Origin of the sequence: Bradyrhizobium barranii subsp. barranii (assembly GCF_017565645.3) — a bacterium.
GTDB lineage: Bacteria > Pseudomonadota > Alphaproteobacteria > Rhizobiales > Xanthobacteraceae > Bradyrhizobium > Bradyrhizobium barranii.
This window is the reverse complement of record NZ_CP086136.1, coordinates 4,361,422-4,381,910: the sequence shown is the minus strand read 5'-3', so window position 1 is coordinate 4,381,910 and position 20,489 is coordinate 4,361,422. Positions and strand designations below refer to the sequence as shown.

The following is a 20,489-nucleotide window of genomic DNA, read 5'->3' as shown; positions in this document are numbered from 1 at the left end:
GAATGTGGATGGTCCAGATGAAGACGACTCCCGGCGATCGCGCCGGCCGCATGGGCGCGCGCCAGATCTACGAAGCCCTGAGGGATCAGATTCTGACGCGGGTCTACGGCATCGACGGCCTGCTGCCGTCGTCGCGGGCGCTTGCCGGCGAGATGGGCGTGGCGCGTTCGACCGTGACCGTCGCCTATGAACAGCTCGCCGCCGAAGGTTTTATCGAGACCCGCCATGGCGCGCGGCCGCGGGTTGCCCGCGCCGTCGTCGAACGCGGACGCGCGCGCGCCGCATCGCGGCCCTCGGCGCGCAAGGTACAGCTGTCGGCCTTCGGCGAGCGGCTGCGGTCGGACCCGCCGCGCTGGATCGAGCCGCCGCGCGGGCTCATCGCCAACTTCCGCTATGGCGAGCTCTCGCCGTCGGATTTCCCGGTGCTGGCATGGAAGAAGGCCGTGACGGCCGCGATGGCGCGCAAGCCCGAGCGGCTCGCCTATGACGACCCCTGCGGCGCGCTGCGACTGCGGACCGCGCTTCAGGGCTATCTGTGGCGATCGCGAAGCGTCCGCTGCGAGGTCGATCAGATCGTTGTCGTGAACGGCTCGCAGCAGGGGCTCGACATCTGCGCGCGCCTCCTGCTCGATGCCGGCGACCGCTTCGTGATGGAGGATCCCGGCTACCAGATGGCGCGGCACACGCTCGCGGCGACGGGCGCCGAGACGGTGCCGATCCCCGTTGACGCGGACGGACTGGAGACAGCGCGGCTCGACGGCATCGAGGCCCGGCTCGCCTATGTGACGCCGTCGCATCAATATCCGCTCGGCGGCGTCATGCCGATCGGACGCCGGCACCAATTGCTCGCATGGGCACGCAAGCACGACGCCTACGTGATCGAGGACGATTACGACAGCGAGTATCGCTACGACACAAGACCGATTCCGCCGCTGCATGCGCTGGAGGGCAGCGACAACGTGATCTATCTCGGCACCGTCTCCAAGACGCTCTCCCCGACCTTGCGGATCGGCTACCTGGTCGTGCCCACCGGGCTGCGATCCCTGTTCGCGGCCGCCAAGCAGATCATGGACCGGCACACGCCGCTGATCGAACAGCACGCGCTCGCTTCGATGCTCGAAAGCGGCGCCTATTACAGCCACGTCAGGCGCGTGCGCCGGCGCAACGCCGAGCGTCAGCAGGCACTGATCGGCGCGTTGCGCCGCCGGTTCGGAGATCGTGTCCGGATCGAGGGCACGGCGGCGGGCCTGCACGTAGTGGCGTGGCTCGACGATCTGCCGCAGAAGCGCGAGGATGCATTGATCCAGGCGGCTCGCGCGAAAGGCGTCGGCATCTATCCGTCTCTGCGTTGTTGGTCGGCCCAAGCCGGACGCCAGGCCGGACGCGGAAGACCGTCGGTCTCGTCATGGGCTATTCGGCGCTGGAGATCGCGCAGATCGAGAGAGGCTGCAAGCTCCTCGCCCAGGCCGCCGCCGAACTGGACTGATCAAATCACACAGAACTGGCCGTTTCATATAGGCCAGATTCCGGCTATCTCCGCATCAAGAACGGAGACACGCCATGTACATCCCCCCGGCATTCAAGGACGACGACATCGAGAACATCCGCGCGACCATCCGCGGTGCCCGCCTCGCCAGCCTGGTGACGGCCACCGCCGAGGGCCCGGTCGCAACGCCCCTGCCGCTCTTCCTCGACGAGAGCGAAGGCGAGCACGGCGTGCTCTATGGCCATGTCGCCAGGGCCAACCCGCAATGGAAGCTGCCGCCGATCGGCATGCGCTCGCCATCTTCAACGGCCCCGACGCCTATGTGACGCCGTCCTGGTATGCGACCAAGCAAGAGACGGAAAAGGTGGTGCCGACCTGGAATTACGTCGCCGTGCACGCCTATGGTCCGGTGGAATTCTTCCAGGAGCCGGAGCGCCTGCTCGAGGCCGTGACGCGGCTGACCAAAAAGCACGAAGGCGCGCGCGCAAAGCCGTGGGCGGTCAGTGACGCGCCCGCTGACTTCATCGCCGCGCAGCTGCGAGGGATCGTCGGCGTGCGCATCCCCGTGGTGCGGTTCGAAGGTAAGCGCAAGATGAGCCAGAACCGCCCTGAGGCCGATCGGGTCGGCGTCGCGCAGGGTCTCGCCGCAAGCGAGAACCACGGCGATCGCGAGGTCGCAGCGCTGATCCCGCTGCCAACCTGAGTCAGCTTGCGCAGGAATGCGCGGTGACGCGCTCGCCCCTGACAACGGCTTCCGCCAGTTTGCGCCCGACGTCACCGAAATCCGATAGGGCAAGATAGCCTTGCGCGTAGGCTTCCTGCGTCAGGCGTTCGAGGCGCTTGTCGTCTCCGGTCGACCATTGCTTGGCGATGTAGTCTGCCCCGGCTTTCCCGAAAATCTTGGGGTAGTGTTCCATGTCGTTCTGACGACGATAATAGTAGTAGTCGATATGGGTGACGAATTGCTTCCGCCCCTCTCCCGCGCAACGCGATCCATAAGGGCGCTCGAACGCCAGAGCGGTCTCGCGGCGCAAGCCCGCGCGACCGTCCACGAATATCTCTTCGTTGGAGCCATAGCCCGGACCATCGACCGGTGCTGCTGGTTGCTGGGCTGTCTTCTGCGGAGCGAATGCCCAGGCGGCGACCTGCCAGATGACAAGCGCCCAGACGATGAACCAGGCGCGGCTCATTTGAAGCTCGCCGACGCCTGCTGCCGTGGCAGGCATACCGGAGACGGATCAAACAACATACCAGGCCCGGTGAACCAGAGAACGACGTCGCGGATATCCTCCGGGAAGTCTTCCTTGACGATGCCCTTTTGTTTGAACGCCTCGGCCAGCTGCGCCTTGACGCGAACGTCCAGCGGCGTGGAATACGCGGCGTTCGCCCGATCGCGCTTCTCTTCACTGCAGAACATGCCCATTCTCGGATTTGGGCAGTCGTAGATCTTCACCCAGCCCCGCGCATAGGCCTCCGTAGCCGCCCTCAGGTTCGCCTTCATGGTGTCGTCGCACGGCGACATCGCGTAAGCGGTGCTTGCCTGCAATGCGTCCATCCGCAGTGCGTCTTGCTTCGGGTCCTTGTCGCTTTGCAGGGTGTGCTCCGCTTCCCAATCCTTCCGCTGCTTGGCCTTTGAATGCTCATCGCCGAACGAGGAACTGAGCGTGGGCCTCAATTCACCGACCAGCGAAACGTGCGACACCGGAAATCCGCGCATCGCCCAGGAGACGCCCACGAACGTGGAGACGAACGCCATGCAGGTGAAAAGAACAAATCGGCTCATGATGCGCACTCAAAATTTGCGCGCAACCTAACCGTGTCGGCGTTAAGAGATGTATTAACGCGCGGGTTCCCGCAATGCAGGGTAAATGAACGTCTAAAACACGCCGCAGAAATGATCCGGACTTTGCAGAACACATCGCCGGGGAACCCAACACAGGCGATCTTGTTGGTGAACCTTACGCCACATCCTGACAGGAAGGCCGCATGTGCCGCTGGATCGCATACCGGGGCGAGACCACCTCGTTCGAGCCTTACGTCACCGAGCCCGAGCATTCGCTGATCGCGCAGAGCATCCGCTCGCTGCAATCCACCGCGGGCTCGAACGGCGACGGCTTTGGTCTCGGCTGGTATGGCGAGCATCCGGAGCCCGGCCTTTACCGCGAGACACGTCCGGCCTGGTCGGACGAAAACCTGCGCTACCTCTGCCGCCATCTGCGCTCGCATCTGTTCTTCGCCCATGTGCGCGCCGCCACCGGCACGGCGGTGACGCGGCAGAATTGTCATCCGTTCTCCTGCGGCCAGTGGATGTTCATGCACAACGGCTTCGTCGGCAGCTGGAATCGCCTGCGGCGCAAGATCGAGGCGCTGATCCCCGATGCCTACTACCCCTCGCGGCTGGGCACGACCGATTCGGAAGCCGTGTTCCTCGCCATGATGGGCGCGGGACTCGACGGCGATCCCCTTGGCGCAACGCAAACCGTGCTGCAATCGCTCGTCAGCCTGGTCAACGAGGGCGTGCTTCGTGAGCGCCTGCGTTTCACCAGCGCGATCGCAAACGGCCGGGATCTCTATGCGTTTCGCGTCGCGGTCAACGATGCCGCCAACACGCTCTATTATCGCGAGGCCGGCGGCGGCCAGGTCGTCGTCGTGTCCGAGCCGTTCGACAAGGAAACGGACTGGACGGAAGTGCCGCCGAATCACGCGCTGGTCGCGCGCGCATCCGAAACCCTGAAAATTGTTCCGTTCGACCTTGCAATTTCCAGTGAGGCCGACGCGGAACCGGCCCGGGTCAGGCGGATTATTGCCCGCAGGTAATACCACTGCCGGGTGGCCCTATGACATTTGCTTCGGACGTTTTGAAACTGCTGCGCCTCGATTCCTCCGACGACAAGCAGCACCTCGTCATCCGCTCTGCCGGCGGACACGGCAAGGCGGCTGAATATTCCTTCGGCATCGAGGAGGAATACTTCCTCGCCGATCGCCGCAGCTTCGAGGTCGCGATCGAAACGCCCAACGCCCTGTTCGAGTCGGTGAACTGGTCCACCGGCGGCCAGGCGATGCGGGAGATGCTGCAATCCCAGCTCGAGGTCGCCACCAACGTTCACGTCGATGTCAATGACGCCCGGGAAGAGCTGCGGTTCCTCCGTCGCGAGGTCGCCAACGTCGCCGCGCAATACGGCTTCGTCATCATGGCCTGCGGCACGCATCCGACCGCGGTCTGGCGCATGTCGCAGCCGAGTCCGAAGCCGCGCTACGAGGAGATGATCGAGGATCTGCGCAGCATCGGCCACCGCAACATGATGTGCGGCATGCATGTGCACGTCCAGTTGCCAGATCCCGAGAAGCGGATGGCGGTGATGCGGGCGATGCTGCCGCATCTGCCGCTGTTCATCGCGCTGTCGGCCTCCTCCCCGTTCTGGAATTCCCACAAGACCGGGCTAAAGGGCTACCGGCTTGCCGCCTATTCCGAGCTGCCGCGCACCGGCTTGCCCGAACTGTTCGAAACCAGGCACGACTACGACGAATATGTCGGCGCGCTGCAACGCTCCGGCGTGATTCCCGACGAGAGCCATATCTGGTGGGCGATGCGGCCGTCCATGAGGCATCCGACCCTCGAGCTTCGCGCGCCCGACACCTGCACCTTCATCGACGACGCCGTTGCCATCGCCTCGCTCTATCGCTGCCTGACGCGCCATCTTTATCTGCGGCCGCATCGGTCGAAGGAGGTCACGGCGGTCGAGCGCGCGATTTCGGTCGAGAACAAATGGCGGGCCCAGCGCTACGGCACCGATTGCATCTTTGCCTCGAAAGACGGGCCGGTCACCATCTCGGAGCTGCTGGCCCGGATCATCGACGACGTCGCCGGGGACGCAGCCGCGCTGAACTGCGCCGCCGAGGTCGAGCACTGCCGGACCATCGTGGAGCGCGGCAGCTCGGCGGAATTCCAGCTTCGCGCCTATCGCGAGAATGCGGAGGACATCGGGGCGGTCTCGCGCTGGATCGCAGCCTCGACGATCTCGGGCGCGAGCGCTCCGATCGGAAGCGTTCGTGCGCCGTCATAGCGCCCGCGCAAGCTTGGCGAACGACAATGTCGTTCCTGAATTCGGTGATCGTGGAGGAACGCGTGAATCGCGTCACGCCTTGCGCTGGCTGCGGCCACGGACTTGTACCGCTGCTTTCGGCCAAGGGCCGCGCGGAGCTCAGCTGCCTCTGGTGCGAAGGCATCGACGCGCGAACGATGGACATGGCGAAGTGGGCGGACAGCCCGATCGGCAAGCCCGAGCGGATCACACGTCAGCCGATCGAATGAGCGGTTTCACATGCCCTGCCGCCGGCCTTTGCTGATCGACGCAACCTGCGCGGCTGCACGCCCGCGCCGGGGCTTGCCGACAAATTTGACAAACCGCGCCCCGTCGTCGGGGTTGAGGGTTCGGCGATGAGGCCCAGGCAGGCCAGCCTAACGCGCCGCCTAACCTCAGGTGCAATCTCGATTTTTCATCGCGCCGTGCGGGGCCGCCGAGCCCCCGCATCGTGCTGCATCTCGACTGGCCCAGAATTCGCAAGGCAGCGTCAGGCCTGATTCCCTGCTCCCACGAATTGGCGCAGCAAGATGCGTGCGCCCGGAGACCGGGTGAGCGGCAAAGATCGGAGAGTGCCATGAACGTGCATGCCGCCGGCGATCTCAAATTTACCGGCCTCACCCATCCGAACGGCGCACCCCTACGCCTCAACGCTCAGGATTTCGTGGCGATCGATCGCGACAGGAATGCCAAGTTCGAACCGACGTACCGGCCGCAAGCCCTCTACAACCGCGCGAACGAGGGCTTCCACGCCAACAACGAAACCTTCCTCCTGCACGAAGTCGCGACGAACCTCCCGATCTACCGCCCGGACACCGGCCCCACCGATTTCCATCTTCATCTTCCGCCGGGCGGCTTTCAGCTCGTGCTGGTCACCTCGGGCGCCTTCACCTTCGACTACGACGGGCGCTTCTACAATGTCGGCCCCGGCGCGGTGATGCTGCAAAGCGCGATCGTCCACCGTCAGCTGTTCTACACCTGGTCGGGACTGTCGACCGAAGAAAACCTGAAGACGCCGCAGACCGTGGTGCCCGACCCGATCTCGATGGGCTACTCCGGCAAATTCCTCGAAGCCTTCGTGACCGATCCGACGACCTTTCCGAACCCGACCATCGTCGGTCCGGACCAGATCAACGAGGCCGAGACACCGCGCGTGGCCTGGAGCCACCCGCTGCACAACCGGCCGGCCGGCGCGGGCTTCTGGCTTCAGGACCCACTCGCGCTGGACGCGCTGTTCAAGCCGCTCGTCGACGGTCCGATCAAATCGGCCATGCCGGTGTACGTGCGCGACATCGGCATCGAAGTGCCGAGCGGCCATCTCGTCACCGGCCACATCATCGCAACCGACCCGCGTGGCCATTCACTCCTGCCGAAGAGCACATCGACGGCAGCAGACGCCAGCTGTTTCGCCAAAGGCGAGGTCGCAATCTACCGCGTCATTCGCGGCACGGCCGAATTCAAGAACAAGGCCGGTGAGGCGATCGAGCTTGCGGCTGGCGATGTGGTGACGGCGGGCAAGAGCTCGATCAGCCTCGTCGGCCTCGGCGAGAACACGCAAGTGCTCCGCCTCGGTCTTCTAAAGGGCATGAACGACCTTTGCAGCTGGACGCCGACCCAGCGCGACGAGATCGACGGCCTCGCCGGCCAGATCATCACGCAGAAGGACATCCGCCCCCTGCGCACCGAGGGCAAGCCGGTTGGATATCTGTACGCGTAGCCGCACGAAAAGACGGCCCGCCGAAGCGGGCCGTCGCGATCTCATTGGCGCATTGATCCTTAACGCACTGATCCACCGTAGAGCTGCCGCTCCTTGCGAACTTCGTCCGCACCGTAGGGCTTGCTGGCGGGATCGAACGACTTCCATCCGGTCTTCTGCCAGGCGGCGCTGCGGTCACGCAAATTGACCGACGACTCGTTCAGGACTGCGTCAAGGCGGGATCGATCGGCATCTGCGACCCGCGCCGACACCAGCGTGCCTCCCCGACGCACGCCCTCGGCATAGGAGTCCGCATCTTCCCGCGAAATGCCGGCCTCAGTCATCGCTCCGACGACACCGCCGGTTGCGGCTCCGGCGGCCGCGCCGACCGCGGTCGCGGCGAGCCAACCGGCCGCAACGACGGGTCCGAGGCCGGGGATTGCGAGGAGGCCGAGACCGGCGAGAAGGCCGGCAGTGCCACCCACGCCCGCACCGATGCCGGCGCCCTTGCCGGCACCTTCGGCGCGATCGTCGACGCCATCGCGGTCACGGTCCACCTTCTTGTCGGTGTTGAACCAGCTGTCCGAATTATTGGCGACGATGCTGATGTCCGAATGCGGCACGCCGGCAGCTTCGAGACGCTGAACCGCCTGCTGCCCAGTGCTGTAGTTGTCGTAAAGACGAGAAATTGTAATGGTCATTGTGTGTCCTTCTTATTTGCTTAATGGCTTACTTGGCCGAATTGACGTTGCCTTGAAAGTCGACGCTGACCGCGGTGGCAGATCCACCCTTGCTGGCATGGCCGCGCCAAACACCGTTGTCGTCCTTCTTCAGTTCGGTGACGTTGGCGTAGCCGGCATCCTCGATCTTCGACTTGGCTTGTCCTTCGGTGAAACTGTTGCGACCTGCGACAGGAGCGTCGGAGTTGTTTTGCCCCGCGCTGTTGACCGCGCTGTTGTTCGGTCCGGACTGCGCCGGTGGATTTTGTGCCGAGGCCGGAGCAGCTGCGAAGGCGGTGGCCGCCGCGAATAAAGAAATGCAAACGATAAACGATGGGCGCTTCATGATGGTCTCCAGTGTCTAAGGAGTGATCCAAGCCCCCATCAGAGCTTTAGTTCCTACGTCTCGCGCTTTGACATCTCCTTCACGCTCAGGTTCTGAAGAATATCATCCACGTCATCACCATGAGGATGACTGCAAGTTCCACACTCACACCCAGCAGCATCAACACGCTGGGACCGAGCTCGCCTTGGCGCGCTTCGAGCGCAGTCTCAACGATGCGGCCGCTCTTGTCTCGATCCATGTCATCTGGTCCTTGCATTCCGGGGAAAGGTCGACCGTTTGCCTGCGTCAGACCCGGCAGTGCTGCCCACGCCAAATCGTCCATGGGTCTCAATCGGACCCTTGGTGGTTCGTTACTATCGGCAAACGGTGAAAGCTCGGGCTCGAGATCTGCGCTGGCTATCCAGGCAAGCGGCGTCCCGGAGCGGTCAGACAGGAGTTGATATCGGCAGCCATCTTGTTCCGGTGTGCCTTGCTCAGCAGCGCATCCCGCTCTGGGCCGGGTTCAAGGTGCGAGGCCTCTTCACGCAGCCTCAGTGCATCAGCTGCGAGACGCTCGGCAAGTGAATCCGCCTGACGCACGCGGTTGCGCTTCTCATTCATGACGAACGCCCCTGCGTTGGCATCGGAATCAAATCAGCGCTTTGCGGCTGCGGTCGCGAGACCGGCGGCGTCGCGCCATCGAGCCACTCCTGCGTCTCCGCGAGAGCGAGCCAGGCATCGCCCATGCTCCTGAACTGCTTGCGCGCCGCGTCGTTGGCAGCGGTGTCTTCCAGCGTCAGGCAGTGCCCGGCATTCTGCCGAAGATGCTCGGACTGGCTCAATTGGATATCAGTGCTGCTCGTGGCATCGGCAGAGGTCTGCCAGGAGTTCTTGCACACAGGGCACCGCCACTGATTGACGAAGTTCCCGGTGGGCAAGTAGGTCGCATGCAAGGGAGCCGCCACTATTCGCCCGCAGGCGGTACAGCCGTTGGGCCGTTGTGACGGGGATTGCTGTGTCTCGTCCTGAACCGCTTTCGCGCTCCAGCGGCGATCGAACTTGCGGCAGAGATGCAGGGGATAGGAGATAACGTTCAATGCGCGCCTCCGGTTGTGGCGGGAGCGCGGCAGCGTCTCTCTGTCACCGGCGCCTGTCATGTCTGTGCGGGTGATATCCTGGATATGGTGTCGCAAATGACATTCACCAGTGCGCGGTCCCGAGAAACCACGCCTTTGCCTCCGATCTACGTCAATGGCCGACTGCGGGCTGCATCCATTGGATTAGGAACATCTCTCCATCGGATTAGGAACATCTCTCCGTCCCTCCTGTTGCGTCTGCACGACATGATCCGTGAATGCGCATGCCGGGAGGTCCGGACCAGCACTGTTCCGGGTCCCAAGAAGGCGAAATCGATCCCTGCTCGATGGTGCTGATCCGGTCTCCGAACCGCACCCGCGACGCACGGAAATCTCCTCCAGCAAGAATCCGGCGCCATCGCGGTCGTGATGCGACCAAGGGCGTCAATGCGGAAGCGTCCCTTCCCCACTCTCCAACAGCTGGCCGCAGTCAGCGAAAGTGTCACATGCGCATACTGAAAAAACGTTCGCCATCTTTGGCGGCCACGGCCCTTCATGCTCTCGCAGAACATCCCTTGGCCTCCACGATTGCCGCGACGGCCGGCCTGCTCGCAGCGGCCGCGTTCGTCAATCGGCGCCTTGCCGACAAGGCGCAGCGTGATAATCCGCCCCAAGGGCGGTTCATCGACATCGACGGTGTTCGGCTGCACTATGTCGAGCGCGGGTCCGGACGCCCGCTGGTTCTGCTCCATGGCAATGGCAGCATGATCCAGGATTTCGAGTCGAGTGGCCTGATCGATCTTGCAGCCAAGGACTATCGGGTCATCGTGTTCGACCGTCCCGGCTTCGGGCACAGTCTGAGGCCGCGCAACGTGGTGTGGACGCCGGCCGCCCAAGCCGACCTTTTCAAAGACGCGCTTGCGCACCTTGGCGTCGACAAGGCGATCGTGCTCGGACATTCCTGGGGCGCATCGGTTGCGATCGCCCTGGCAAGCAGGCACCCCTCATTGGTCGAAGCCTTGATACTGGCGTCGGGCTATTATTTCCCGACGGCCCGCACCGACGCGATGATGGCGATGGCCGGGCCGGCGATACCAGGGTTTGGCGACATCCTCAGTCACACGATCTCGCCGATCCTCAGCCGCCTGATGTGGCCGACTATGCTGCGGCAGCTGTTCGGGCCCAAATCCGTCCCGGAAAAATTCGACGGCTTCCCCAAATCACTGGCGGTGCGCCCGTCGCAGCTTCGTGCGGGTGCCGCGGAAGCGGCGTTGATGGTCCCTTCTGCGATGCTGTCGGCGAAGACTTACGGCGAATTGGCCATGCCGGTCACCATCCTGGCCGGCGAGGACGACCGCCTCATCGACATCGACGAACAGTCCGGCAGGCTGCATGACGAGATCAAGCACAGCAAGATGCGTCGCGTCCCGAATGCGGGTCACATGATCCAGCAATCGGATACGGCTGACCTGATGGCCGCTGTCGACGAAGCCGCGGCGGAAACGCTGCATTGAGCCACCTGATTCTCCCGAGAAGCATCTGGTCGCGGCACGATCCGAATTAGGAACGTCCAACACAGCGCTCAGTTGGCCCCGGTATCTCCTGTAGTCAAAGGTCTTTCCATGTATCATCACGTCAAAAAGCTCATGTTCACAGTCCGGGTCGACGAGCCCGATCCCCGGTTCGGCAATATGCTGCTGGAGCAATTCGGTGGCGCCAACGGCGAGCTTGCGGCCGCCATGCAGTATTCCATTCAGGGTCTCAACTGCGAGGATCCCGACCGTAAGGATCTCCTCATGGATATTGGAACCGAGGAGTTGAGCCACCTTGAGGTCGTCGGATCGCTCGCGCGGCTGCACTTGAAGCCCATGAAGTTCGATCGCGAAGCGGCGGAAGCCGATCCCTTGATCGCGATTGCCGGAGGCGGCGGTGTCAATCTGTTCAACTCGCAAGGCAGTGCCTGGACGGCGGACTATCTCAAGATCACCGGAGAACTCGACGTCGATCTGCGCAGCAACATCGCCGCAGAAGCTCGGGCCAAGATCGTCTATGAGCGCCTGATCAATTTCTGTGATGACGCCGGCACCAAGGACGCCTTGCAATTCCTGATGACACGGGAAATCACCCACATGAAGGCGTTCTCACGCGCGCTGGAAAGCATGAACAAGCCCACGTTCAGCATCGGCCGCATCGCTCCGACGCCCGGTCTCGTGGACCAGTTCTTCAACGATTCGACAGGGTCCGGCGACAATGGAGAAATCGACACAAGAGGTCCCTGGAATGAAGGCGAGGACTGGGTGTTCATGGAATCACCGGCACTCCAGAGCGGCGATCCCGGCGCAGCGCCTTCCATCGTTGCCGAGAGCTCGCCATCGGAACCGTCCGTTGGCCTTGACGACCTGCTGATCGATCAGCTGCGGGATCTCCTGCACGCGGAGAAGCAGTTGACCAAGGCATTGCCTCAGATGATCGAGGCTGCCCGCTACGACCAGCTCTCCGAGCTGTTCACCGTTCACCTGGCCGAAACCGAAGCGCAGATCGAGCGTCTCGACGAGTGCTTCGAACTTCTTGGGAAGAAGCCGCGCGCCAAGGCTTGCAAGGGCATGCAGGGGCTTGTCGAGGAAGGCGACGAAGTGATCAAGGAGGGCGCCAGGAAGGACGATGCCGCCGCGGATCTCGCGTTGATCGGTGCGGCACAGCGTGTCGAGCACTACGAGATTGCCGGCTACGCGACCGCCCGCAACCTGGCGCAGCAGTTGCGTCACACCGCCGTCGTCGCGCTGCTTTCCAAGAATCTGGCGGAGGAAGAGAACGCGGACCAGTTGCTCAATCAGGTCGCACGTTCGTTGATGTCGGTTGCGAAGATGCCCGCCGCCATCGAGCAGACCTTCGCCGAGGATGAGCCCGCCGGAGGCTAGGCCAACCATTGACCACAAGGCAAGGCGGCCCCTGCAGGGGCCGCTGCGCCACCACAGCCGGAAAGGATCTAGCATGCCCCCGAAGATCAAAGAACATACCTGCCCGCTGTGCAACGGAACCGGCTTTCCCAAGTCCAAGGAGCCAGCGCACCCGGGCCGCAAGATCTATCCGGTCAAATGCGAGTCCTGCCAGGGCAAGGGCAAGATATCGGAGATGACGTGACGTGATCTCAGTGCTTTGAGGTCGCGCTAAAGGCCGGTCCTACTCCGCCGCCTGCCGTACATGCCGCGCCGTCGGCGTGCGCATGGTGACGAGCTCTTCGGCCGCGGTCGGATGCAGCGCGATCGTCGCGTCGAAGTCGGCCTTGGTCGCCTTCATCTTCACCGCGATCGCGACCACTTGGGTGACCTCGGCGGCGCAATCGCCGACGATGTGGCAGCCGAGCACGCGGTCGGTCGAGCCATCGACGACGAGCTTCATCAGCACGCGGGTGTCGCGGCCGGACATGGTCGCCTTGATCGGCCGGAACGTCGTCTTGTAGATGTCGACGTGGCTGAATTGCGCACGCGCCTCGGTCTCCGTCAGACCGACCGTGCCGACCTCCGGCTGCGAGAACACCGCGGTCGGAATGTAGGAATGATCGACCTGCACCTCGCGCTTGCCGAACACGGTGTCGGCAAACGCATGCCCCTCGCGGATCGCAACCGGCGTCAGATTGTGCCGGTGGGTAACGTCGCCGATCGCATAGATGCTGTCGACCGAGCTCTTCGAGAAATGGTCCACCGCGATGCCGCCATTGTCAGGGTTGATGGCGACGCCGGCCTTCTCCAGGCCGAGATTGGCGACCGACGGATGGCGGCCGATGGCGAACATCACCTGGTCGGAAGCAAGGCTCGAGCCGTTCGACAGGTGCGTGGTGAATTCCTCGCCGTGCCGATCGACCTTCGCCACCGTGCAGCCGGTGAGAATGGTGATGCCCTGTTTTTCCATCTCGCTGCGGACGTGGGCGCGAACGTCCTCGTCGAAACCGCGCAGGATGTTGTCGCCGCGATAGATCACGGTGACGTCGGAGCCGTAGCCGGCGAAGATGCCGGCGAATTCCAGCGCGATATAGCCGCCGCCCTGGATCACGATCCGCTTCGGCAACTTCTTCAGATGGAACGCCTCGTTGGAGGAGATCACGTGCTCGATGCCGGGGATCGAGGCGCCGTGGTTGGGCGCGCCGCCGGTAGCGATCAGGATGTATTTTGCGGTGATCTTCCGGTCGTTCTCGAGCAGGCGGACGGTGTGCTTGTCCTCGATCACCGCGCGACTCTTGACGACCTGCGCGCCCGACTTCTCGACATTCGTCGTGTAGGCCGCTTCCAGCCGCGCGATCTCCTTGTCCTTGTTGGCGATCAGCGTCGGCCAGTCGAAGGTCGCGGGCGGAACGGTCCAGCCGAAACCGGCGGCATCTTCCAGCTCGTGACGGACATGCGATCCGATCACGAACAGCTTCTTCGGCACGCAGCCGCGGATCACGCAGGTCCCGCCCATGCGGTACTCTTCCGCGATCATCACACGCGCACCGTGGCCGGCCGCGATGCGGGCGGCACGCACGCCGGCCGAGCCGCCACCGATGACAAAGAGGTCGACGTCGAATTCAGCCATTGTCCACTCCGACCTCTTCTTTCAGCGCATGATCCGGAGACGTGTGCAGCGGTTCTCCGATAGGACCATGCGCAAATAACAGCCTAAAGCGCGATGACGCGCTTTAGGGATTTCTGATCAGATAGGCACTGTCAGATTTCCTTGCCACGCTTGCGCATCTCGGCACGGAAGGCACCCATCACGGTCTCGGAGAAGTTCTGAGCCCAGGAGTTCATGAAGGCCATGCTGAGGCCGATGGCGCGCGGCTCGGCGTCGATCAGCTTCTTGCCCAGCGGCGACTTGTAGAAGGTGACGAGGTCCTTCAGTTCCTGCTCGGTGAACTCGCTGGCATAGATCTGCGCCATGCCTTCGCCGATCTCGTTCTGGCGGCCGTTGAGCTGCTGGGCCACGATCGGCGCGACCTCGCTGAGCTCCTTCTGGTAGTTGAGATTCTGCTGGATCAGCGTGATCTTGGTCTTCTCGACCATGCCAGGCACGGCGCCCTGATACATCGCGGTGGCGTTCTTGATCTGCAGGATCTCCTTGGCCGCCGCGATCGCCGCAGGCGAGGCTTTCGGCGGGGCGGGCGCGGGAGCAGCCTTCTGGGCCGGCGCGGCCTGCTGCGCGATCGCCGGGACCGCCAAGACGGCCAGTCCAGCAGCAAGCGTCGCGGCCGGCAAGAATCTCAATACGCTCTTCATTCCTAGTCTCCTTTCGGCTTACGCCGTTCAATCACGCGAATTCCCTCGCCGCCCGCCAGAACGGCAGAGCTGGCCAAGCCGATAAACAAGCCATGCTCGACCACGCCGGGGATCGAGCTCAACGCCCTGGCGAGGCCAGGCGGATCCACGATACGTCCGAGCTGAGCATCGAGAATCCAGTGGCCGCCATCGGTGACGAAAACGTGGCCATCCTTGTCGCCGCCTTTGGCTTTGCGGACCGCCATTTGCCCGGAAACGCCGCATTCGGCAAATGCCTTCTCGATCGCGCGGCGCGTCGCGCCGAGCCCGAACGGGATGACCTCGACCGGCAGCGGAAAGCGGCCGAGCGTCGGCACCCATTTGCTGTCGTCGGCAATCACGATCATGCGATCCGAGGCGGCCGCCACGATCTTCTCGCGCAGCAGCGCGCCGCCGCCGCCCTTGATCAGGTTGAAGTCGGGATCGATCTCGTCGGCGCCGTCGACGGTGAGGTCGAGATGATCGATCTCGTCCAGCGTCGTCAGCTTCACACCGCAGCGCTCGGCGTCGAGGCGCGTCGCCTCCGAGGTCGGTACGCCGATCACCTTGAGCCCGGCCTGCACGCGCTCCCCGAGCAGCTCGACGAAATGTTTGGCGGTCGAGCCGGTGCCGAGCCCGAGCTGCATGCCGTCACGCACCTCCTCGAGGGCGCGCGCCGCAGCCTGCCGCTTCAACTGGTCCATGTTCACGATGCGCCCGCCCCTGAATTTTAGAGTGTGCCGCCGATAGGTTGCTTGCGGCGGCCTATGTAGCCTCGTTTTTCCTGCCGGAACAGGCCTCCGGGCCGATCTTATAAGGTGAACTTATGGCTTCGGCCCTTGCGCCGATCCGGCCGGCCCGATAGCGCTGGGACCATGACCTCCCCTTACACCCTCGTCTTCGATCTCGACGGCACGCTTGTGGATACGGCGCCCGACCTGATCACCGCGCTGAATTTCGTGCTCGACCGCGAAGGGCTGCCGCCCGTGCCGATGGCCTCGGCCCGCAACATGATCGGCGCCGGCGCCCGCAAGCTGATCGAACGAGGGCTGGAGGCTGAGGGCCGCATGGTCACGCCGGCTGACATGGACCGGATGACGGCGGATTTCATCGCCTATTATGCCGACCATATCGCGGTCGAATCCCGTCCGTTCGAGGGGCTCGAGGCCGCACTCGACCAGTTTGCCGCCCAGGGCCACCGGCTGGCGGTCTGCACCAACAAGCTGGAATGGCTGTCGAAGCGGCTTTTGGACCAGCTCGACCTCACCCGCCGCTTTGCCGCGATCTGCGGCGCGGACACCTTTGGCGTCCAGAAGCCCGATCCGACCATTTTCCGCGAGACCGTGGCGCGCGCCGGCGGAGCGGTCAAAGCCAGCATCATGGTCGGCGATGCCGGAACCGACGTCGGCGTGGCCCGGCGCGCCGGGGTGCCTGTGATCGGGGTCAGCTTCGGCTATACGGACGTGCCGATCGCCGAGCTGAAGCCGGACCGGCTGATCCATCACATGCGCGACCTGCCGGCCGCGGCCCACAGCCTGATGACCACCTAGGAGCCACAAGCCTCTGAGATAACTGGCATATTCTACGGAACCCTGCGTTAACCATCTATTAACTATGCGCAGCGCGCCGGTTGCTTGCTTGGAACGACGCTCGTAGGTTCGCCCGGGGATGTGGCGGTTCGTCGCAGTTAGAAGTGGGTGGTCATGCGTCGTGTCATCGCGATTGCGCTAGCGGGAGCGAGCCTTGGTGGCTGCTCCTCGATGTCTTGGGACATGTTCAAATCGGCGCCGCCGACCGTCCAGGTCCGGCTCGAATCCAATCCTCCAGGGGCTGACGCCACGACCTCGCTGGGTGCGGGTTGCAAGACCCCCTGCTCCGTCTCGGTTCCCGCCCCCGACGCGCCGTTCACCGTCGCTTTCGCGCTGCCGAAATATCAGCCGGCCAGCGTGCCGGTGAACGTGATCAAGAATCCCGGGGATTTCACCACGCCCGCCTCGGTCACCGCCGACCCGAATCCGGTGTTCGCGGAACTCCAGCCGGCAGTGCCGCCCAAGCCTGTGAAGAAGCCGCACCGGCCGAAGAAGCCGAAGCCGGCCGCAGCCGCCGCGGCGCCTGCGGATGCCGCACCCGCTGCGGCCCCTGCGGATGCTGCACCTGCTGCGGTGGCGGCCTCGCCGTTTCCCGATCCGAACGCAGGAAAGCGCTGATCCAGGCGCTGATTACGTATACCACCCGATTGTCCTAACCGCGTCCGATGCTTAGATTGCTTCCAGAGCACCACTGAAGCAAAGGTGCGCCCGTCGCCGTAAGTGACAAGGCATTTGGCAAGGCATCTGGTATGAACGGACCTTCCGCGAGCCCTCTCGCAGCAGCGAGCCCCCGCGACGCGCTGTCGAGCGCGATGACCGATCCGTTCGGGCGGACCATCTCGTATTTGCGCGTATCCGTCACCGACCGCTGCGATCTGCGCTGCTTCTATTGCATGTCGGAAGACATGACGTTCCTGCCCAAGGCGGACCTGCTGACGCTGGAAGAGCTCGACCGGCTCTGCACGGCCTTCATCGCCAAGGGCGTGAAGAAGCTGCGGCTCACCGGTGGCGAGCCGCTGGTCCGCCGCAACGTGATGACGCTGGTGCGCTCGCTGTCCCGCCACCTTTCGAGCGGCGCCTTGAGCGAGCTGACCCTGACCACCAACGGCACCCAGCTTGCGAAACACGCCCGGGAGCTCGCCGATTGCGGCGTCCGCCGCATCAACGTCTCGCTCGACACGCTCGATCCCAAGAAATTTCGCGAGATCACCCGCTGGGGCGAGATCGACAAGGTGCTGGAGGGCATCGAAGCCGCGCGCGCCGCTGGGCTTGGCGTGAAGATCAACGCGGTGGCGCTGAAGAACCTCAACGAGGACGAGCTTCCCGACCTGATGCGCTGGGCGCACGGCAAGGGCATGGGGCTGACGCTGATCGAGGTCATGCCGATGGGCGAGATCGGCTCGGGCCGTATCGACCAGTACCTGCCGCTGTCGCTGGTGCGCGCGCGGCTCGCCCAGCAATTCACGTTGACCGATCTGGCCGAGAGCACCGGCGGGCCGGCGCGCTATGTCAGCATTGCCGAGACCGGCGGCAAGCTCGGCTTCATCACGCCGATGACCCATAATTTCTGCGAATCCTGCAACCGGGTGCGCATCACCTGCACGGGCACGCTGCACACCTGCCTCGGCCACGAGGATGCTTCAGATTTGCGCAAACCCCTGCGTGCATCTGACGACGACATGCTGCTTGCGGATGCGATCGACCGCGCCATCGGGCTGAAGCCCAAGGGCCACGATTTCATCATCGACCGCCGCCACGACCGCCCCAGCGTCTCCAGGCACATGAGCGTCACGGGCGGCTGAGGGATTCGCGCCCTCCCCGCCATAAGCTTTTGACTCGGCGTCAATTTGCCCATTTTCCGATTGACGGCGCACAAGCCCGCTGGTTTGGTGCAGCCGCCTTTGCTTGCCCGGCAGCAATAAGCCGGCCGCGCCCCTTTGGCGGTCGCGGTCAAGACGGCAAGGCACGAGGGGAGGACTGACGCCGCAATCGCTCCGGAATATTGTCCGTGCGGTCGCGTGCTTTTCGCACGCCGGCCAGGCGATGCGTGCTGAAGCCTCCCGTAAAGTGTTGGGCCGCGACGGCGACGGAGAGAAAGTAAGATGCGTCCATTGCTGGCGGTGAGCAACGCCATCGACGCCCTCAATGAAAAGATTGGGTACGTCTGTAACATCCTGGTGCTGCTGGCGTGCCTGGTCAGCGCGGCCAATGCCATGATCCGCTATGCCTTCAGCAACTCCTCGAACGGCTGGCTGGAGCTGCAATGGTACATGTTCGCCATCCTGGTGATGTTCGGCGCGTCCTACACCTTCAAGCGCAACGAGCATGTCCGCGTCGAGATCTTCTACCTCACGCTCTCGGAACGCGGCCAGCTCTGGCTCGACATGATCGGTACGCTCTGCTTCCTGATCCCCTCCTGCCTCCTGCTCGCCTATCTGTCCTGGCCGTTCTTCATGCAGGCCTATAACGTCGGCGAGATGTCGGGCAATGCCGGCGGCCTGATCCGCTGGCCCATCAAGTTCGTGATCCCCGCCGGCTTCGTGTTGCTGGCGCTCCAGGGTGTTTCCGAAGTCATCAAGCGAATCGCGGCTCTCCAGGGCTATGTGACGATCGACGCCAAGTACGAGAGGCCGACCCAATGATTACGCTGGAAATGATGCCGCCGCTGATGTTCGGCGGCCTGGTTCTGGCGATGCTGATCGGCTTCCCCGTCGCGTTCACGCTCGCGGCGGTCGGCTTATCCTTCGGCTTCCTGTCCATTTATCTCGGATTCTTCGACCTCAACTTCCTCCAGGCGATTCCCGGCCGCGTGTTCGGCAGCGTGCTTTCCAACGAGCTGCTGCTCGCGATCCCGTTCTTCACCTTCATGGGCGCCATATTAGAGAGATGTGGACTAGCCGAAGATATGCTGGACTCGATGGGCCAGCTGTTCGGCCCGGTCCGCGGCGGCCTCGGCTATTCCGTGATCATCGTCGGCTTCATCCTCGGCGCCATCACCGGCACGGTGGCGGCGCAGGTCATCGCCATGGCGCTGATCTCGATGCCGGTGATGATCCGCTACGGCTACAACATGCGCTACATCACCGGCGTGCTCGCTGCCTCCGGCACGATCACGCAGCTGGTGCCGCCCTCGCTGGTGCTGATCGTGCTCGCCGACCAGCTCGGCAAGTCGGTCGGCGACATGTATCTCGGCGCCTGGGGCCCCTCGGTGTTCCAGATCATGCTGTTCGCCGGCTACACCTTCATCCTCGGCCTGATCAAGCCGAGCCACGTGCCGCCGGTGCCGAAGGAAGCGCGCACGCTGACCGGCTGGGCGCTGTGGAAGAAGTGCCTGATGGGCATCATCCCCTCGGCCGTGCTGATCTTCGTCGTGCTCGGCACCATGATGATGGGCCTCGCGACCCCGACCGAAGCCGGCGCGATGGGCGCGGTCGGCGCCATCGTGCTCGCCGCGATCCATCACAAGGACTTCACCTCGAAGGACCGCATGATCCTGATCGGCGGCGTGATCGCCGCCGGCGTCGGCACCATCGTCGCGATGCTGTTCACCGAGAATCTGGTCTTCAGGCTCTCGTTCGCCGTCACCTATCTCGCCGTGGCGTGGATCTGCATCCAGGCGGCACGCATCCCCGAGCTGCGCGACCTGATCAAGCAGGGCTACGAGTCCACCATGCGCCTCACCTGCATGGTCACCTTCATCCTGATCGGCTCGACCTGCTTCTCGGTGGTGTTCCTTGGCGTCTCCGGCGGCGTCTGGCTCGAGCATCTGCTGACCTCGCTGCCCGGCGGCGTGTGGGGCTTCCTGATCTTCATCAACCTCTTCATCTTCTTCCTGGCCTTCTTCCTCGACTTCTTCGAGATCGCCTTCATCATCCTGCCGATGATCGCGCCGATCGCGCAGAAGGTCCTCGCCCCGGTGGTGGGACCGGACGCGGCGCTGATCTGGTTCGGCGTGATGCTGTGCGTGAACATGCAGACCTCGTTCCTGCATCCCCCGTTCGGCTTCGCGCTGTTCTATCTGCGCGGCGTGGCGCCGAAGGAAGTGAAGAGCTCCGACATCTATTGGGGCGCAATCCCCTGGATCGGCCTGCAGCTGATCATGGTGCTGCTCGTGATCATCTTCCCGATCACGGTGACGGGCCTGCTCGACAAGCCGCTCAACGTCGACCTCGACAAGGTCAAGATCGAGGTGCCGCAGATCGACCTGCCGCCGCTGGATCTCGGACCGCCGCAGAAGTAGCGGCCATAA

General features: G+C 63.7%; 22 protein-coding genes and 2 pseudogenes. 14 read left to right on the top strand and 10 right to left on the bottom strand.

Features of this window, described 5'->3' with window-relative positions; all coding sequences use genetic code 11:
• Positions 1-2: 2 nt before the first annotated feature.
• A pseudogene (pdxR, locus tag J4G43_RS20620) lies at positions 3-1,310 on the top strand (MocR-like pyridoxine biosynthesis transcription factor PdxR); the annotation flags it as partial.
• A gap of 250 nt (positions 1,311-1,560) precedes the next feature.
• Positions 1,561-2,189 (top strand): annotated as a pseudogene (locus tag J4G43_RS20615) (FMN-binding negative transcriptional regulator).
• Between the two features lies 1 nt (position 2,190).
• On the opposite strand, the gene J4G43_RS20610 reads toward J4G43_RS20615, so the two are convergent.
• The gene (locus J4G43_RS20610; RefSeq protein WP_208086105.1) at positions 2,191-2,676 is read right to left on the bottom strand and encodes a hypothetical protein; all 486 of its coding nucleotides are present in this window, start codon (positions 2,674-2,676) and stop codon (positions 2,191-2,193) included.
• Positions 2,673-3,269, bottom strand: coding sequence for a hypothetical protein (locus tag J4G43_RS20605; protein WP_224581006.1), 597 nt, complete (start codon positions 3,267-3,269; stop codon positions 2,673-2,675). Before J4G43_RS20605 ends, J4G43_RS20610 begins: the two co-directional genes overlap by 4 nt.
• Positions 3,270-3,472: 203 nt before the next feature.
• Here J4G43_RS20605 and J4G43_RS20600 point away from each other — a divergent pair, with 203 nt between their 5' ends.
• From J4G43_RS20600 to J4G43_RS20585, 4 genes are all read left to right on the top strand, one after another.
• A complete protein-coding gene (locus tag J4G43_RS20600; protein ID WP_208086104.1) occupies positions 3,473-4,303 on the top strand; it encodes a class II glutamine amidotransferase in 831 nt (276 codons plus the stop codon).
• Positions 4,304-4,323: 20 nt separating this feature from the next.
• A complete protein-coding gene (locus tag J4G43_RS20595; protein WP_208086103.1) occupies positions 4,324-5,550 on the top strand; it encodes a carboxylate-amine ligase in 1,227 nt (408 codons plus the stop codon).
• 26 nt (positions 5,551-5,576) lie between these two features.
• On the top strand, positions 5,577-5,798 hold the full coding sequence (locus J4G43_RS20590; RefSeq protein ID WP_210387345.1) for a hypothetical protein: 222 nt from the start codon (positions 5,577-5,579) through the stop codon (positions 5,796-5,798).
• Between the two features lie 347 nt (positions 5,799-6,145).
• A complete protein-coding gene (locus J4G43_RS20585) occupies positions 6,146-7,285 on the top strand; it encodes a hypothetical protein (RefSeq protein WP_208086102.1) in 1,140 nt (379 codons plus the stop codon).
• Positions 7,286-7,344: 59 nt separating this feature from the next.
• On the opposite strand, the gene J4G43_RS20580 is transcribed toward J4G43_RS20585, so the two are convergent.
• The 5 genes from J4G43_RS20580 to J4G43_RS20560 all read right to left on the bottom strand — a co-directional run bounded on the left by J4G43_RS20580 (position 7,345) and on the right by J4G43_RS20560 (position 9,465).
• The gene (locus J4G43_RS20580) at positions 7,345-7,965 is read right to left on the bottom strand and encodes a hypothetical protein (RefSeq protein WP_208086101.1); all 621 of its coding nucleotides are present in this window, start codon (positions 7,963-7,965) and stop codon (positions 7,345-7,347) included.
• 28 nt (positions 7,966-7,993) lie between these two features.
• Complete coding sequence (locus J4G43_RS20575) at positions 7,994-8,329, bottom strand: hypothetical protein (RefSeq protein ID WP_063984016.1); 336 nt, start codon at positions 8,327-8,329, stop codon at positions 7,994-7,996.
• An 85-nt stretch (positions 8,330-8,414) separates the two neighbouring features.
• Positions 8,415-8,651, bottom strand: coding sequence for a hypothetical protein (locus J4G43_RS20570; RefSeq protein WP_208089616.1), 237 nt, complete (start codon positions 8,649-8,651; stop codon positions 8,415-8,417).
• Positions 8,652-8,725: 74 nt separating this feature from the next.
• The gene (locus J4G43_RS20565; protein WP_063984017.1) at positions 8,726-8,929 is read right to left on the bottom strand and encodes a hypothetical protein; all 204 of its coding nucleotides are present in this window, start codon (positions 8,927-8,929) and stop codon (positions 8,726-8,728) included.
• The gene (locus tag J4G43_RS20560) at positions 8,926-9,465 is read right to left on the bottom strand and encodes a hypothetical protein (protein WP_208086100.1); all 540 of its coding nucleotides are present in this window, start codon (positions 9,463-9,465) and stop codon (positions 8,926-8,928) included. Before J4G43_RS20560 ends, J4G43_RS20565 begins: the two co-directional genes overlap by 4 nt.
• Before the next feature lie 425 nt (positions 9,466-9,890).
• Here J4G43_RS20560 and J4G43_RS20555 point away from each other — a divergent pair, with 425 nt between their 5' ends.
• The 3 genes from J4G43_RS20555 (at position 9,891) to J4G43_RS20545 (ending at position 12,525) form a co-directional block, all read left to right on the top strand.
• Positions 9,891-10,898, top strand: a complete 1,008-nt coding sequence (locus J4G43_RS20555) for an alpha/beta fold hydrolase (protein WP_063984018.1) — start codon at positions 9,891-9,893, stop codon at positions 10,896-10,898.
• A 108-nt stretch (positions 10,899-11,006) separates the two neighbouring features.
• On the top strand, positions 11,007-12,302 hold the full coding sequence (locus J4G43_RS20550; protein WP_063984019.1) for a DUF892 family protein: 1,296 nt from the start codon (positions 11,007-11,009) through the stop codon (positions 12,300-12,302).
• A 73-nt stretch (positions 12,303-12,375) separates the two neighbouring features.
• The gene (locus tag J4G43_RS20545) at positions 12,376-12,525 is read left to right on the top strand and encodes a hypothetical protein (protein ID WP_208086099.1); all 150 of its coding nucleotides are present in this window, start codon (positions 12,376-12,378) and stop codon (positions 12,523-12,525) included.
• 39 nt (positions 12,526-12,564) lie between these two features.
• Here J4G43_RS20545 and gor read toward each other — a convergent pair whose 3' ends face one another.
• From gor to rpiA, 3 genes are all read right to left on the bottom strand, one after another.
• The gene (gene gor, locus J4G43_RS20540) at positions 12,565-13,953 is read right to left on the bottom strand and encodes a glutathione-disulfide reductase (protein ID WP_208086098.1); all 1,389 of its coding nucleotides are present in this window, start codon (positions 13,951-13,953) and stop codon (positions 12,565-12,567) included.
• Between the two features lie 131 nt (positions 13,954-14,084).
• Positions 14,085-14,633, bottom strand: coding sequence for a DUF2059 domain-containing protein (locus J4G43_RS20535; RefSeq protein WP_063984021.1), 549 nt, complete (start codon positions 14,631-14,633; stop codon positions 14,085-14,087).
• 2 nt (positions 14,634-14,635) lie between these two features.
• Positions 14,636-15,361 carry a ribose-5-phosphate isomerase RpiA gene (gene rpiA / locus J4G43_RS20530; protein WP_208086097.1) on the bottom strand — a complete coding sequence of 242 codons (726 nt, stop codon included), beginning with the start codon at positions 15,359-15,361 and terminating at the stop codon, positions 14,636-14,638.
• Positions 15,362-15,526: 165 nt separating this feature from the next.
• Between rpiA and J4G43_RS20525 the strand changes: the two genes are divergently transcribed.
• From J4G43_RS20525 to J4G43_RS20505, 5 genes are all read left to right on the top strand, one after another.
• A complete protein-coding gene (locus J4G43_RS20525) occupies positions 15,527-16,201 on the top strand; it encodes an HAD-IA family hydrolase (RefSeq protein WP_085404867.1) in 675 nt (224 codons plus the stop codon).
• 153 nt (positions 16,202-16,354) lie between these two features.
• On the top strand, positions 16,355-16,858 hold the full coding sequence (locus J4G43_RS20520) for a hypothetical protein (RefSeq protein ID WP_208086096.1): 504 nt from the start codon (positions 16,355-16,357) through the stop codon (positions 16,856-16,858).
• 131 nt (positions 16,859-16,989) lie between these two features.
• Positions 16,990-18,042, top strand: coding sequence for a GTP 3',8-cyclase MoaA (gene moaA / locus J4G43_RS20515; RefSeq protein ID WP_071915174.1), 1,053 nt, complete (start codon positions 16,990-16,992; stop codon positions 18,040-18,042).
• 300 nt (positions 18,043-18,342) lie between these two features.
• Entirely contained in the window at positions 18,343-18,882 is a 540-nt protein-coding gene (locus J4G43_RS20510; protein WP_014496195.1) for a TRAP transporter small permease subunit, read from the top strand.
• Complete coding sequence (locus J4G43_RS20505) at positions 18,879-20,480, top strand: TRAP transporter large permease (protein ID WP_166352235.1); 1,602 nt, start codon at positions 18,879-18,881, stop codon at positions 20,478-20,480. The genes J4G43_RS20510 and J4G43_RS20505 overlap by 4 nt, the downstream gene beginning before the upstream one ends.
• Positions 20,481-20,489 lie beyond the last annotated feature (9 nt).

What these genes read in the sequence shown, in the direction of transcription:
- J4G43_RS20610 (WP_208086105.1), bottom strand. Translation starts at nt 2,676, where the DNA reads ATGAGCCGCGCCTGGTTCATCGTCTGGGCGCTTGTCATCTGGCAGGTC.
- J4G43_RS20605 (WP_224581006.1), bottom strand. Translation starts at nt 3,269, where the DNA reads ATGAGCCGATTTGTTCTTTTCACCTGCATGGCGTTCGTCTCCACGTTC.
- J4G43_RS20600 (WP_208086104.1), top strand. Translation starts at nt 3,473, where the DNA reads ATGTGCCGCTGGATCGCATACCGGGGCGAGACCACCTCGTTCGAGCCT.
- J4G43_RS20595 (WP_208086103.1), top strand. Translation starts at nt 4,324, where the DNA reads ATGACATTTGCTTCGGACGTTTTGAAACTGCTGCGCCTCGATTCCTCC.
- J4G43_RS20590 (WP_210387345.1), top strand. Translation starts at nt 5,577, where the DNA reads ATGTCGTTCCTGAATTCGGTGATCGTGGAGGAACGCGTGAATCGCGTC.
- J4G43_RS20585 (WP_208086102.1), top strand. Translation starts at nt 6,146, where the DNA reads ATGAACGTGCATGCCGCCGGCGATCTCAAATTTACCGGCCTCACCCAT.
- J4G43_RS20580 (WP_208086101.1), bottom strand. Translation starts at nt 7,965, where the DNA reads ATGACCATTACAATTTCTCGTCTTTACGACAACTACAGCACTGGGCAG.
- J4G43_RS20575 (WP_063984016.1), bottom strand. Translation starts at nt 8,329, where the DNA reads ATGAAGCGCCCATCGTTTATCGTTTGCATTTCTTTATTCGCGGCGGCC.
- J4G43_RS20570 (WP_208089616.1), bottom strand. Translation starts at nt 8,651, where the DNA reads ATGGACGATTTGGCGTGGGCAGCACTGCCGGGTCTGACGCAGGCAAAC.
- J4G43_RS20565 (WP_063984017.1), bottom strand. Translation starts at nt 8,929, where the DNA reads ATGAATGAGAAGCGCAACCGCGTGCGTCAGGCGGATTCACTTGCCGAG.
- J4G43_RS20560 (WP_208086100.1), bottom strand. Translation starts at nt 9,465, where the DNA reads ATGACAGGCGCCGGTGACAGAGAGACGCTGCCGCGCTCCCGCCACAAC.
- J4G43_RS20555 (WP_063984018.1), top strand. Translation starts at nt 9,891, where the DNA reads ATGCGCATACTGAAAAAACGTTCGCCATCTTTGGCGGCCACGGCCCTT.
- J4G43_RS20550 (WP_063984019.1), top strand. Translation starts at nt 11,007, where the DNA reads ATGTATCATCACGTCAAAAAGCTCATGTTCACAGTCCGGGTCGACGAG.
- J4G43_RS20545 (WP_208086099.1), top strand. Translation starts at nt 12,376, where the DNA reads ATGCCCCCGAAGATCAAAGAACATACCTGCCCGCTGTGCAACGGAACC.
- gor (WP_208086098.1), bottom strand. Translation starts at nt 13,953, where the DNA reads ATGGCTGAATTCGACGTCGACCTCTTTGTCATCGGTGGCGGCTCGGCC.
- J4G43_RS20535 (WP_063984021.1), bottom strand. Translation starts at nt 14,633, where the DNA reads ATGAAGAGCGTATTGAGATTCTTGCCGGCCGCGACGCTTGCTGCTGGA.
- J4G43_RS20525 (WP_085404867.1), top strand. Translation starts at nt 15,527, where the DNA reads ATGACCTCCCCTTACACCCTCGTCTTCGATCTCGACGGCACGCTTGTG.
- J4G43_RS20520 (WP_208086096.1), top strand. Translation starts at nt 16,355, where the DNA reads ATGCGTCGTGTCATCGCGATTGCGCTAGCGGGAGCGAGCCTTGGTGGC.
- moaA (WP_071915174.1), top strand. Translation starts at nt 16,990, where the DNA reads ATGAACGGACCTTCCGCGAGCCCTCTCGCAGCAGCGAGCCCCCGCGAC.
- J4G43_RS20510 (WP_014496195.1), top strand. Translation starts at nt 18,343, where the DNA reads ATGCGTCCATTGCTGGCGGTGAGCAACGCCATCGACGCCCTCAATGAA.
- J4G43_RS20505 (WP_166352235.1), top strand. Translation starts at nt 18,879, where the DNA reads ATGATTACGCTGGAAATGATGCCGCCGCTGATGTTCGGCGGCCTGGTT.